This is a genomic window from Primorskyibacter aestuariivivens (assembly GCF_028023675.1).
Lineage (GTDB): Bacteria > Pseudomonadota > Alphaproteobacteria > Rhodobacterales > Rhodobacteraceae > Marinovum > Marinovum aestuariivivens.
Genome location: NZ_JAQIOZ010000006.1, coordinates 315,028 through 328,657, shown reverse-complemented (window position 1 = coordinate 328,657; position 13,630 = coordinate 315,028). Strand labels below are relative to the sequence as shown.

Sequence of the window (13,630 nt, the reverse complement as noted above, 5' to 3'; positions counted from 1 at the left end):
TTGAAGTCACCAAATTGCTTGGTGATCGCCGCCGTCAGCGTCGTCTTGCCGTGGTCAACGTGACCAATCGTGCCGATGTTCACGTGCGGTTTGGAACGCTCAAACTTTTCCTTTGCCATGGTATTGGCTCCCTTGATTTTTGTGGGTGGCGGGGTGAGCCCCGCCCTACGGTTGGTGGGTAGGGCGGGGTCAACCCCGCCATCCCATTATGCGTATTTTGCCTGAATCTCGTCCGAGATGTTCTGCGGAACCGGGTCGTAATGGTCGAACTGCATCGTGAACTGCGCGCGGCCCGACGACATGGAGCGCAGGGTGTTGATGTAGCCGAACATGTTGGCCAGCGGCACGAAGGCGTTGATCGCAACGGCGTTGCCGCGCGGCTCCTGCCCCGACACCTGACCGCGACGCGAGGTCAGGTCGCCGATGATCCCGCCGGTATATTCTTCCGGAGTGACCACTTCGACCTTCATCATCGGCTCCAGCAGCTTGGCGCCCGCTTTCTTCATGCCTTCGCGCATGCACATACGTGCTGCGATTTCGAACGCCAGAACGCTGGAGTCCACATCGTGGAACTTACCGTCGATCAGGGCCACCTTGAAGTCGATCACGGGGAAACCAGCCAGCGGGCCGCTATCCATGACCGAGTTGATGCCTTTTTCGACGCCCGGGATGTATTCCTTGGGCACAGAACCACCAACGATGCGGGACTCGAAGGAGTAGCCTTCGCCAGCTTCTGTCGGTGCGATGACCATTTTGACCTCGGCGAACTGACCCGAACCACCCGACTGTTTCTTGTGGGTGTAGGTGTGCTCGACCTCGTGCGAGATGGTCTCGCGATAGGCCACCTGGGGTGCACCGATATTGGCTTCGACCTTGAATTCACGCTTCAGGCGGTCAACCAGAATGTCGAGGTGCAGTTCGCCCATGCCCTTCATGATGGTCTGACCGGACTCGAGGTCGGTCTCCACGCGGAAGGACGGGTCTTCTGCAGCCAGACGGGCCAGACCTGCGGACATCTTCTCCTGGTCGCCCTTGGTCTTGGGCTCAACGGCGATCTCGATCACCGGATCGGGGAAGGTCATGGTTTCGAGAACCACAGGATCCTTGGCGTCGCACAGCGTGTCACCGGTGGTGGTGTCTTTCAGACCCGCCAGCGCGATGATGTCACCGGCAAATGCCTCTTCGATCTCTTCACGGTTGTTGGAGTGCATCATCATCATACGACCGATGCGCTCTTTCTTGCCCTTGGTCGAGTTCAGGATCGAGTCACCCTTGTTCATTTTACCCGAGTAGATGCGGGTAAAGGTCAGCGAACCGACAAACGGGTCGTTCATGATTTTGAACGCCAGACCCGCGAAAGGCATGTCGTCGTCTGCGCGGCGCGGGATGTTCCGTGTCTCGGTCTCGTCGCCCGGCTTGAAGCCCATGTAATCAACAACGTCCAGCGGGCTGGGCAGGTAGTCGATCACGGCGTTGAGCAGCGGCTGCACGCCTTTGTTCTTGAAGGCAGAGCCGCCCAGAACCGGCACAAAGGCCATCGCAAGCGTACCCTTGCGCAGCAGTTTGCGCAGCGTGGGAACGTCAGGCTCTTCGCCTTCGAGATAGGCTTCCATCGCGTCGTCGTCCATTTCGACGGCGTTCTCGATCATCTTGGCGCGCCATTCGTCGGCCATGTCCTTGAGGCTGTCGCGGATCGGGGCCTTGATCCAGGACGCACCCAGATCTTCGCCCTGCCACAGCCATTCTTCCATGGTGACGAGGTCAATCAGACCTTCAAGCTCGTTCTCGGCACCAATCGGGATACCGACAGGCACAGCAATCGCGCCGGTGCGGTCTTCGATCATGTGCACGCAGTTGAAGAAGTCAGCGCCGATCTTGTCCATCTTGTTGACGAACACGATACGCGGAACCTTGTAGCGGTCAGCCTGACGCCACACGGTTTCGGTCTGGGGTTCAACGCCTGCGTTGGCGTCAAGAACCGCAACCGCACCGTCGAGAACTGCCAGCGAGCGTTCGACTTCGATGGTGAAGTCCACGTGGCCGGGTGTGTCGATGATGTTCATCCGGTGCTTGGGCGTGTCGGCGGTTTCGCCATCTTCGGTGCGTTCCCAGAAGGTGGTAGTCGCAGCCGAAGTGATGGTGATCCCGCGTTCCTGTTCCTGCTCCATCCAGTCCATGGTGGCCGCACCATCGTGCACCTCACCAATGTTGTGGGATTTGCCGGTATAAAACAGGATCCGTTCCGAGCAGGTGGTCTTGCCTGCGTCGATATGGGCCATGATGCCGAAGTTGCGGTAGCGGTCGAGCGGATAATCGCGTGCCATTGGTCTGATGCCTCGTGGGTTTACCAGCGGTAATGGCTGAACGCTTTGTTCGCGTCGGCCATCTTGTGGGTGTCTTCGCGCTTCTTCACAGCGGAACCGCGGGAATTTACAGCATCCAGCAGCTCGCCGGCGAGGCGTTCTTCCATGGTGTTTTCGTTGCGGGCGCGCGACGCGTTAATCAGCCAGCGGATGGCCAGCGCTTCGCGGCGCTCGGGGCGCACTTCGACGGGTACCTGGTAGGTAGCACCACCAACCCGGCGGGAGCGAACCTCTACCGACGGCTTGATATTGTCGAGCGCTTCGTGGAACAGCTCCACGGGCGCGCGCTTCACCTTGTCTTCGATACGCTCCAGCGCATTGTAGACGATTTTCTCTGCGACCGACTTCTTGCCGTCGATCATCAGGTTGTTCATGAATTTGGTCAGAACCTTGTCGCCATATTTGGCGTCAGGCAGGACTTCGCGTTTTTCAGCGGCGTGACGGCGGGACATATCGTAATCCTCTTACTTGGGACGCTTCGCGCCGTATTTCGAGCGGCGTTGCTTACGGTCTTTGACGCCCTGGGTATCCAGAACACCGCGAAGGATGTGGTAACGCACACCGGGAAGGTCTTTGACACGACCGCCGCGGATCAGCACAACCGAGTGTTCCTGCAGGTTGTGGCTTTCACCGGGGATGTAGCTGATCACTTCGAAACCGTTGGTCAGACGCACCTTGGCCACTTTCCGCATCGCCGAGTTCGGCTTCTTCGGAGTGGTGGTGTAGACGCGTGTGCACACGCCGCGTTTTTGCGGACATTGCTCCAGATGCATGGACTTGGAGCGTTTGACTTTGGGCTGACGCGGCTTGCGGATCAGCTGCTGAATCGTTGGCATAGAGGTCTCTTCCCCGGTTGCTCTCATTTCATGCACGCGACGGGCGCGTGCGGGTTCTGTTCAATTGCGTCTAAGGCTGACGCAAAAACGCAAAATCCGCGACCGTACCCATTCCGAGGTGTACGACGCGGTTGGTTATCAGAGGATCGGAGCTATAAGTGCCCGGATCTTGACCACTGCAATATGAAGTCGGCAAAGGGGCTGCCCGGTGCCGAGATAGCGGCGCGTATAGGGGGAGTCGGAAAGCTTGTCAACAGTGGGTCCCGACATCGCCCGGGCAAGGCCGCAGACATTGCCAAGTCAATGCCGCAATGCCATGGTTTGCTGCATCAGCAGCAAGAGTTCAAGAGGCAAGGATCGTCGATGCAGGTGATTGGGTTGTGCCGGTTTTCATATCCGGCGCTTGGCGGGTTCCAGGTTGAACATGACCGTATCGAGGATCGTATCGCCTATCTCTATGCCGCAGATCGGATGGAGGAACGTTTCCGCCATTTCGAGGCCATCACCCTGCCCGGTCTCAAGGCGCAGACCGACGGCGATTTCACCCTTCTCATCGTGATCGGCGACCAGTTGCCCAAGCCATATCACGACCGGTTGATGGACCTGATCGCCGATTTCCCGCAGGCACGTGTGGTGGCCCAGCCGCCGCGCAATCACCGGCAGGTCATGGCCGAGCTGCTCAACGACGCGCGCGACGATCTTGGGAAACCCTGCCTGCAATTCCGCCACGATGACGATGACGCGGTGGCGGTCACCTTTGTCCAGCGGTTGCGGGAGGCGGCGGTGGACTGCAAGGCGCTGCTCAAATCCCACCGGCTTGTCGGCTTTGATTTCAACCGGGGCTATATCGCACGCCCCGATGCGGCGGGCATTCTGGCCGAGGAAACCGTAACCCCCTATTGGGGCGTGGCACTGGCCATGGCGGTCAAACCCTGGGCCCGCCACACGATCATGAATTTCGGCCATAACCGGCTCAACCGGTTCATGCCTACCGTCACCTTCACCCATGAGAACATGTATGTGCGCGGCCACAACGACCACAACGACTCGCGTCAGGGCAAGCGCGTGACCAAGGTCAAACTCAAACGGCTCGATCTGGAGGGGGAGGCCTATTTTCAGGAGTCCTTCGCCATCTCAGCGGAGGCGGTGCGCAAGATTTTTGCGGGCCAGCCGGTTTTCACGGAATAGCGTGTAAAGCCCCATCGACACGACAATCCCCGCCCCCAGCAATGTCAGCGGTGTCGGCCAGTCGCCCCAGATCAGATAGCCAAGGATCAGCGCCCAGATCAGCCCCGTGTAGCGGAATGGCGCGGTGAACGACACATCGCCCACGCGCATCACCATGACGCTGCACAGGTAGGCCCCAAGGATGAAGCCCGCCGCCCCCAGAATGTAGAGCGCGTTCTGCGCGCTGACCGGTGCCCAGCCTCCGGGCAGGCTGGCCAATCCGGCAAAGATCGTGACCGACAGGGCCGCGCAGAGCGACACCATCATGGAGGGCACCGCGCTGGACATGCGCCGGGTCGCAAGATCACGGATGGTGGCACAAACCACAGTGATCAGCGCGTATAGGGTTGCGGTGCTGAAGCCCTCGGGGCCCGGGCGCACGATCAGGAGCATGCCGCAAAACCCCACCGCGATGGCCAGCCACCGGCGCCACCCGACCTGTTCCCGGAATATCAACGCCGCCCCCAAGGCGACGCTGAGCGGCAGGATCTGCAACACCGCTGTCACATTGGCCAATGGCATGCGAAACAACGCCGACAGGAAGAACACCGTTGCGGCGATTTCGGCCGCAGACCGGATCAGAACGAGCGCCCAGTCCCGCCGCGGCAGGGTCAATCGCACCGCGCCCAGATAGCGCGCGATCAGATAAATCCCGAAACTCGCCAGCACCCCGCGCAGAAACACCAACTGGAACAACGGCACCTCGCCCCCGGTCAGTTTGACCATTGTGTCGTTAAAGGTGAACCCCGCCATGGAGCCCATCATCAGCAACGCGCCTTTGGTATTGTCCTGCATATTGGGTCAGTCCCGCCACTCGATCACGTCACCGGGCGCGGCGCGGTTCGTGCGAAACCCATTGGCCGGATGCGTGGCATCGCCATAGCCAAAGGAGATGCCGCAGACAAACTGCCGGTCATCGGGAATATCATAGCGATCCCGAAAGAACGGCGCATAAGCGGCCAGCGCGGCCTGTGGGATCGTATCGATACCACGCGCGGCGGCGGCAAGCGTGAAGGCGGTGACAAACGCACCGCAGTCGATGGCTCCATATGTGCCGAGTGCCGCAGGTGTCGTTACCAGCGCCACATGCGGCGCGTCAAAAAAGCGGAAATTCTCCGCCATCTGGCGGGCCGATCCTTCGCGATCGCCTTTCGCGACGCCAACCGCCTCATAAAGCTGCCAGCCGCATTCCCGCCGTCGATCCTTGTAAACGCCTTCATAGGCGACAGGGAATGCAATGTCCGGTGCGGCGGGCCTGTCCATCGCCGCTTGCAGCGCATCGCGCAATCGGTCGGTTTCGCGGGCGTCTGTTATGATCACCTGCCACGGCTGGGAATTGCACCAGGACGGCACCTTTTGCGCTGTGCGCACCACGGCCTCGATCTCCGCGCGCGGCACCGGATCGGGTCGAAATCGACGGCAGGAATAGCGCCGCTCCATGATCCGGTTCAGGGCGTCGAACTCATTCATTCTCCAGGTCCTTCAGGATTGCATCGCGGTCGGCATCCCGCCCGGGCACCTTACCCGGCATATCCGGCATGTGCCCGTCAAATCGCGGTGCCGCACGCGGCTGCAGGCCACCCGGTCCCTCGACCCAGACGCCGCGCGCGGTCAAATGCGCGTCGTCGCGCGACTGCCATGGGCTGAGCACTGGCGCAACGCAGGCATCACTGCCATCGAACACAGTCAGCCAATGCGACAATGGCTGCGCAGCAAAAAGCGCCTCAAGCCGCGCCGCCTGTTGGGGCCACTGAGCCCTGTCATATTGCGCTGCAAATGCCGGATCATCTGCCAGCCCGGCCAGATCGAGAAACTGCGCATAAAACTGCGGCTCCAGCGCCTGTACCGACAGATACCCACCGCAGGCGCAGGTGTAACAACGGCTCCAATGCGGCCCGTCCAACAGGCTCTGACCTCGCGTCTCATTGAGCGCGCCCGCCGATTGCAGCGACATCAAAAGCGCCATCATATGCGCCGAGCCATCGACGATTGACGCGTCCACCACACAGCCCTGCCCCGTGGTCCTGGCCCTAAGCAGCCCCGCCAGCATGCCCGCAACCAGATACATAGCCCCGCCACCAATATCACCGACCAGTGTCGGCGGCGTCTGCGGTGGCTGTCCCGGCGGCGAGGCATACCAAAGCGCGCCAGACAGCCCGAGATAGTTGAGATCATGCCCGGCCTGCTCAGCGCGTGGCCCATCCTGCCCCCAGCCAGTCATGCGTCCGTAGACAAGCGTTGGGCAGACTTTGTGCAAATCTTCAGGACCAAGGCCAAGTCGTTCCATGACACCCGGGCGAAACCCTTCGATCAGTCCATCCGCCGTTGCCACGATACGCTTGAAGAGCCGCACATCACCCGCATCCTTCAGGTCCAGCGCAATCGAGCGTTTGCCGCGATCCAAAAGGTTTTCCGCGCCTTTGGCCGGATTGGTCCCGCCGCTTTTGCGATGCACCACAATCACATCCGCGCCCAGATCCGCCAGCATCATCCCGGCAAACGGTCCGGGGCCAAGCCCTTCGACCTCAACAATGCGTATCCCGTTGAGCACCCCGTTCTCCCCCGCGCTGTTCGCTCTGATTTTTATTGACTGACCAGTCAATCAATAACATATGTTTGCCCGGTCACAACGCGATGAGAGCACAAAATGCCCAAACAAGGAATGGAGCCGATCCGGCGTGAGGCGCTGATCGCGGCAACAATTGCCGAGATCGGCGCGACCGGCTCGCTGGATATTACCGTGTCTGCCATTGCGCGCCGCGCTGGCGTCTCATCCGGGCTGGCCCATCATTATTTCGGCGGCAAGGACCAGATCTTCCTGGCGACGATGACGCATATCCTGTCGGCCTATGGGCAAGAGGTGCGCGCGGCCTTGCGCGGGGCCACGTCGCCCCGGGATCGGCTTGCGGGCATTGTCGAAGCCGGGTTTTCCGGTGACAATTTCCAGCGCGCTGTCGTCTCGGCCTGGATGAATTTCTACGCGCTGGCGCTGTCTTCGCCCGAGGCCCACAGGCTGTTGTCCATTTATCAGCGCAGGCTGCGCTCGAACCTGCGCCACGCCTTGCGGCCATTGGTCCGCCACCCGGTCGAGGCCGCCGAACGGATCGCCGCGCTGATCGATGGGCTTTACCTGCGCGAGGGCCTGAGCGCCGCCCCGGATGGTGCCCGCGCAACAGCCACGATCCTGCGCCAACTCGAGATCGAACTCGCACGGGCAAACCAATGAACGCGGATTACGTGATTGTCGGCGCGGGCTCGGCCGGGTGCGCCATGGCCTACCGCCTGACCGAAGCGGGGTATTCCGTCATTGTCATTGAATATGGTGGCACGGATGCGGGGCCACTGATCCAGATGCCCGGTGCGCTGTCCTTTCCGATGAACATGAAACGCTATGATTGGGGCTATCGGACCGAACCGGAACCCTATCTTGGCGGCAGGCGTCTGGCCTGTCCGCGTGGCAAGGTGCTGGGCGGATCGTCCTCTATCAACGGGATGGTTTATGTCCGCGGCCATGCGGGCGATTACGAGCATTGGGAAGACAGCGGCGCACGCGGATGGTCCTATGCCGATGTGCTGCCCTATTTCAAACGCATGGAATGCTGGGATGATGCCGGCCATGGTGGTGACCCCGATTGGCGGGGCGCGCACGGCCCGCTGCATGTCACGCGTGGCCCGCGTACCAATCCGCTGACCCGCGCCTTTGTCGAAGCGGGCATGCAGGCGGGCTATGACGTGACCGCTGATTACAACGGCGAGAAACAGGAAGGGTTTGGCCCGTTTGAGGCGACGATCCACAAAGGCCAGCGCTGGTCCGCCGCGCGGGCCTATCTGCGCCCGGCGGAGGCGACGGGCCTGTGTCAAGTCATTCGTGGGCTGGCGACCAAGATCGTGATCGAGGACGGCAGCGCCCGTGGCGTCGATGTCCTGCGCCACGGCGGGGAAGAGCGCATTCATGCAAATCGCGAAGTCATTCTCGCGGCTTCGGCCATCAATAGCCCGAAACTCTTGATGCTGTCGGGGATCGGACCGGGCGCGCAGCTGGCCGCCCACGGCATCGACGTTGTTGCCAATCGCCCCGGCGTGGGCCGCAACCTTCAGGACCATCTGGAACTCTACATCCAGATGGCCGCGTCCCAGCCGGTGTCGCTTTACAAATACTGGAACCTGTTCGGCAAGGCCTGGGTGGGGCTGCAATGGATGCTCAACCGATCCGGTCCCGGTGCATCGAACCAGTTCGAAAGCACCGGGTTCATCCGCTCCCGGGCGGGGGTCCGTTACCCCGACATCCAGTACCACTTCCTTCCCATTGCCGTGCGCTATGACGGTCAGACCGCCGCCGAAGGCCACGGATTTCAGGCGCATACCGGCCCCATGCGGTCTCCGTCACGTGGTGCCGTGACCCTGCGATCCGCCGATCCGCGCGATGCGCCGTGCATCCTGTTCAACTACATGTCCCATGCCAAGGACTGGGAGGATTTCCGCACCTGCATCCGCCTCACACGCGAGATCTTTGCACAAGAGGCCTTCGCACCCTTTGCTAGTCATGAGATTCAACCCGGTGCCGATTGCCAGACCGATGATGAGCTCGACGACTTCATCCGGGAACATGTCGAAAGCGCCTATCATCCTTGCGGCACTTGCCGGATGGGGGCTGCCGACGACCCGCAAGCTGTGGTCGACCCGGAATGCCGCGTGATCGGTGTCGAACGTCTGCGCGTAGCCGACAGTTCCATCTTTCCGCGCATCACCAACGGCAATCTGAATGGGCCGTCCATCATGGTTGGAGAGAAGGCGGCTGATCACATTCTTGGTCGGGGCGTGCTGCCACGCGACAATGCCCAACCCTGGTTCCATCCGGATTGGGAAACGCAACAGCGCTAAGCGAACCCGCGCGGACCGGCAAAGAAAAAGCCCCGCCCGCATATCTGCGGACGGGGCTTTTTAATGTCAGGTGAGACGCTTAATCGCGGCTTTCCTCGTCCACGATCGGCTGGCTGAACGCGTCGCCACCGACCATGTCATCGGACGGAGCGACCAACGCAGCAGCGGCTTCGGCCTCTTCGCGGCGTGCCTCGATCACCACGTTGTCGCGGCTTTGCGCAATATGACGGACCTTCTGGGTCGCGCCACCTGTGCCCGCCGGGATCAGGCGGCCCACGATGACGTTCTCCTTGAGACCGACCAGCTTGTCCTTCTTGCCCTGCACCGAGGCCTCGGTGAGCACGCGGGTGGTCTCTTGGAAGGAAGCCGCCGAGATGAAGGAGCGCGTTTGCAGCGATGCCTTGGTGATCCCAAGCAGGATCGGCTCGCCCTGTGCCGGACGACCGCCCTTGGCGATGGACTTTTCATTGGCCGCGTCAAACTCGGCCTTGTCCACATGTTCGCCCTTGAGCAGCGTGGTGTCGCCACTGTCCTGGATCTCCCATTTCTGCAGCATCTGGCGCACGATCACTTCGACATGCTTGTCGTTGATCTTCACACCCTGCAGACGATAGACGTCCTGAACCTCGTCGATCATGTAGTTCGCCAGCGCTTCGACACCCATGATGGCCAGGATGTCATGCGGCGCGGGGTTGCCGTCCATGATATAGTCGCCCTTCTGGACAAAATCGCCTTCCTGAACCGGAATGTGCTTGCCCTTGGGCACCATGTATTCGACGGGCTCCATCGTGTCGTCCGACGGTTCGATCGAGATGCGGCGCTTGTTCTTGTAGTCCTTGCCAAAGCGCACGTAACCATCGATTTCGGCGATGATCGCGTGATCCTTGGGACGACGGGCCTCGAACAGTTCGGCAACACGCGGCAGACCACCGGTGATGTCCTTGGTCTTGGCACCTTCGCGCGGGATCCGCGCGACAACGTCACCGGCCTTGACCTCTGCCATGTCTTCGACCGACAGGATCGCGTCCACCGACATCGGATAGGTGATCGGGTTGCCCGCCTCGTTGCGCACCGGCTCGCCATCGCCGTCGATCAGGATGATCTCGGGCTTCAGCTCGTTGCCTTTGGGCGCGGCGCGCCAGTCGGCCACGATCTTCTGGGTCATACCGGTTGCATCGTCGGTTTCCTCGCGCACGGCCACGCCGTTCACCAGGTCCACGTGACGCGCGATACCGTCTTTTTCGGCCAGGATCGGCAGCGTGTAGGGGTCCCACTCATAAAGCTTGTCGCCCCGGCCAACCTTGTCGCCTTCCTTGACGAACAGCTTTGTGCCGTAGCCCAGCTTGAAGCTGGCCCGTTCCGCACCGTGCTCATCGCGGATGATCAGCTTCATGTTACGGCCCATGACCAGCGTTTCGCCAGACGAGTTTTCCAGCGTGCTGGCGCCTTCAAAGGCGATCTCGCCTTCCTGACCCGCTTCCTGGAACGACTGTTGGCCACCCTGCGCAACACCGCCGATGTGGAAAGTCCGCATCGTCAGCTGCGTACCGGGTTCGCCGATGGACTGTGCCGCGATGATACCAACGGCTTCGCCGGTATTCACCATGGTGCCGCGCGCAAGGTCACGGCCATAGCACATGGCGCAGACGCCTTCCTCGGCCTCACAGGTCAGCGGCGAGCGGATACGCATCTTGGGTACGCCCGCGACCTCGACCGAGTCCGCAGCGCGTTCGTCGATCAGCTGACCTTCCTTGATCAGCACCTCTTCTGTACCCGGGCGCAGCACATCCTCGGCCGCGACACGGCCCAGAACACGTTCGCCCAGCGATGCGACAACCTCGCCATCGTTCACGGCCGCTTCCGCCGTGATCGACTTGTCGGTGCCACAGTCCTTCATGCGCACAATGCAGTCCTGCGCGACGTCGACAAGACGACGGGTCAGGTAACCGGAGTTCGCGGTTTTCAGAGCGGTATCCGACAGACCCTTACGGGCGCCGTGGGTCGAGTTGAAGTATTCAAGAACGGTCAGACCTTCCTTGAAGTTCGAGATGATCGGCGTTTCGATGATGTCGCCGTTCGGCTTCGCCATCAGGCCGCGCATCCCGCCCAGCTGCTTCATCTGTGTAACCGAGCCACGCGCACCCGAATGGGCCATCATGTAGACCGAGTTCGGCTCCATGACCGCGCCGTTTTCGTCGCGTCGTTCCGCCGAGATGGTCGACATCATCGCCTCGGTGACCTTGTCGTTACATTTCGACCATGCATCGACAACCTTGTTGTACTTCTCGCCCTGAGTGATCAGGCCGTCCATGTACTGTTGTTCAAAGTCTTTCACCTGATCACGGGTCTCGTCCACGATGGTCCATTTACCATCGGGGATCACCATGTCGTCCTTGCCGAACGAAATGCCCGCCTTGAACGCTTCGCGGAAACCCATGGTCATGATCTGGTCACAGAAGATGACGCTCTCTTTCTGACCGCAGTAGCGGTAGACGGTGTCGATGACGTTCTGCACGTCTTTCTTCCGCAACAGACGGTTCACAAGCTCGAACGGTGCCTTGGTATTCAGCGGCAGAAGCGCACCCAGCCGCACACGGCCCGGGGTGGTTTCATAACGCTTGTAGACTTCCAGCCCGTTTTCATCGATCTGCTTGATCCGCGCGGTGATCTTGGCGTGCATATGCACTTCACCCGCGCCCAGAGCGTGTTCGACTTCCTCGATCGACGAGAACACCATGCCCTCGCCCTTCATGCCGTCACGCTGGATCGACACGTAGTAAAGGCCAAGGATCATGTCCTGCGACGGAACGATGATCGGCGCGCCGTTTGCCGGCGACAGAACGTTGTTCGTCGACATCATCAGAACGCGTGCTTCCAGCTGGGCTTCCAGCGAAAGCGGGACGTGCACAGCCATCTGGTCGCCGTCAAAGTCCGCGTTGAACGCCGAACAGACCAGCGGGTGAAGCTGGATCGCCTTGCCTTCGATCAGCACGGGCTCAAAGGCCTGAATGCCCAGACGGTGCAGCGTCGGCGCGCGGTTCAACAGGACCGGATGCTCGCGGATTACCTCATCAAGGATATCCCACACCTCGGGACGCTCTTTTTCCACCAGCTTCTTGGCTTGCTTGACCGTGGAGCTGAGCCCCTTGGCCTCAAGCCGCGAATAGATGAACGGCTTGAACAGTTCCAAGGCCATCTTCTTGGGCAGGCCACATTGGTGCAGCTTCAGCTCCGGCCCGGTCACGATGACAGACCGGCCCGAGAAGTCGACGCGTTTCCCCAGAAGGTTCTGACGGAAGCGGCCCTGCTTGCCTTTGAGCATGTCGCTGAGCGATTTCAGCGGGCGCTTGTTGGCACCGGTGATGACGCGACCACGGCGACCGTTGTCGAACAGCGCATCAACCGATTCTTGCAGCATCCGCTTTTCGTTCCGGACGATGATATCGGGCGCGCGCAGCTCGATCAGGCGCTTGAGACGGTTGTTCCGGTTGATCACGCGGCGATAGAGGTCGTTGAGGTCAGAGGTCGCGAAACGGCCCCCATCCAGCGGCACCAGCGGGCGCAGTTCCGGCGGGATCACGGGGATCACGGTCAGCACCATCCATTCCGGGCGGTTGCCGGATTCGAGGAAGCTTTCGACCACCTTCAGACGCTTGATGATCTTCTTGGGCTTCAGCTCGCCTGTCGCCTCTTTGAGATCGGCGCGCAGTTGCTCGGCCTCGGATTCCAGATCAATCGCCGCCAGCATTTCGCGGATGGCCTCGGCGCCGATATTGGCGGTGAAGGCATCCATGCCATAGGCGTCCTGGGCGTCCATGAACTCTTCTTCCGAGAGCATCTGGCCATAGGTGAGGTCGGTCAGGCCCGGCTCGATCACAACGTAATTCTCAAAGTAGAGAACCCGCTCCAGATCGCGCAGCGTCATGTCCAGCATCAGGCCAATACGCGAGGGCAGCGACTTGAGGAACCAGATATGGGCGCAGGGCGCGGCCAGCTCGATATGGCCCATGCGTTCGCGGCGGACCTTTTGCAGGGTCACTTCCACGCCGCATTTCTCGCAGACAACGCCGCGATATTTCATGCGCTTATATTTGCCGCAGAGGCATTCGTAGTCCTTGATCGGGCCAAAGATACGCGCGCAGAACAAACCGTCACGCTCAGGTTTGAACGTGCGGTAGTTGATGGTTTCCGGCTTCTTGATCTCACCATAGGACCAAGAGAGGATCCGCTCCGGCGAGGCGAGCGAGACTTTGATCTCGTCAAACACCTTGGGCGGCGTGAGCGGGTTGAACGGGTTGTTGGTCAGTTCCTGGTTCATTTGAT

General features: G+C 60.8%; 11 protein-coding genes. 3 read left to right on the top strand and 8 right to left on the bottom strand.

Annotated elements, in window-relative coordinates; all coding sequences use genetic code 11:
* The 4 genes from PGB28_RS09025 to rpsL form a co-directional block, all read right to left on the bottom strand.
* On the bottom strand, positions 1 to 119 hold a 119-nt coding region (locus PGB28_RS09025; protein WP_271421187.1), incomplete at its 3' end, for a GTP-binding protein.
* A gap of 87 nt (positions 120 to 206) precedes the next feature.
* Positions 207 to 2,324, bottom strand: a complete 2,118-nt coding sequence (gene fusA / locus PGB28_RS09020; RefSeq protein WP_271421173.1) for an elongation factor G — start codon at positions 2,322 to 2,324, stop codon at positions 207 to 209.
* Positions 2,325 to 2,344: 20 nt separating this feature from the next.
* Positions 2,345 to 2,815: a 30S ribosomal protein S7 gene (rpsG, locus tag PGB28_RS09015; protein WP_271421172.1), complete on the bottom strand. Its 471-nt coding sequence runs from the start codon at positions 2,813 to 2,815 to the stop codon at positions 2,345 to 2,347.
* A 12-nt stretch (positions 2,816 to 2,827) separates the two neighbouring features.
* A complete protein-coding gene (gene rpsL, locus PGB28_RS09010) occupies positions 2,828 to 3,199 on the bottom strand; it encodes a 30S ribosomal protein S12 (protein WP_005621086.1) in 372 nt (123 codons plus the stop codon).
* A gap of 363 nt (positions 3,200 to 3,562) precedes the next feature.
* Here rpsL and PGB28_RS09005 point away from each other — a divergent pair, with 363 nt between their 5' ends.
* Entirely contained in the window at positions 3,563 to 4,387 is an 825-nt protein-coding gene (locus PGB28_RS09005) for a putative rhamnosyl transferase (protein ID WP_271421171.1), read from the top strand.
* Here the strand turns inward: PGB28_RS09005 and PGB28_RS09000 are convergent.
* From PGB28_RS09000 to PGB28_RS08990, 3 genes are read right to left on the bottom strand one after another with little or no spacing between them, the layout of a single operon-like run.
* Complete coding sequence (locus tag PGB28_RS09000; RefSeq protein WP_271421170.1) at positions 4,334 to 5,221, bottom strand: DMT family transporter; 888 nt, start codon at positions 5,219 to 5,221, stop codon at positions 4,334 to 4,336. The genes PGB28_RS09005 and PGB28_RS09000 overlap by 54 nt on opposite strands.
* Positions 5,222 to 5,227: 6 nt before the next feature.
* Positions 5,228 to 5,896, bottom strand: a complete 669-nt coding sequence (locus PGB28_RS08995) for a nitroreductase (RefSeq protein ID WP_271421169.1) — start codon at positions 5,894 to 5,896, stop codon at positions 5,228 to 5,230.
* Positions 5,889 to 6,977, bottom strand: coding sequence for a CaiB/BaiF CoA transferase family protein (locus tag PGB28_RS08990; protein WP_271421168.1), 1,089 nt, complete (start codon positions 6,975 to 6,977; stop codon positions 5,889 to 5,891). The genes PGB28_RS08995 and PGB28_RS08990 overlap by 8 nt, the downstream gene beginning before the upstream one ends.
* A 96-nt stretch (positions 6,978 to 7,073) precedes the next feature.
* Between PGB28_RS08990 and betI the strand changes: the two genes are divergently transcribed.
* Positions 7,074 to 7,652 (top strand): choline-binding transcriptional repressor BetI, encoded by a 579-nt coding sequence (gene betI, locus PGB28_RS08985; RefSeq protein ID WP_271421167.1) that lies wholly within the window; start codon positions 7,074 to 7,076, stop codon positions 7,650 to 7,652.
* On the top strand, positions 7,649 to 9,307 hold the full coding sequence (gene betA / locus PGB28_RS08980; RefSeq protein WP_271421166.1) for a choline dehydrogenase: 1,659 nt from the start codon (positions 7,649 to 7,651) through the stop codon (positions 9,305 to 9,307). The genes betI and betA overlap by 4 nt, the downstream gene beginning before the upstream one ends.
* 79 nt (positions 9,308 to 9,386) lie before the next feature.
* On the opposite strand, the gene rpoC is transcribed toward betA, so the two are convergent.
* On the bottom strand, positions 9,387 to 13,625 hold the full coding sequence (rpoC, locus tag PGB28_RS08975; RefSeq protein ID WP_271421165.1) for a DNA-directed RNA polymerase subunit beta': 4,239 nt from the start codon (positions 13,623 to 13,625) through the stop codon (positions 9,387 to 9,389).
* Positions 13,626 to 13,630: the final 5 nt, after the last annotated feature.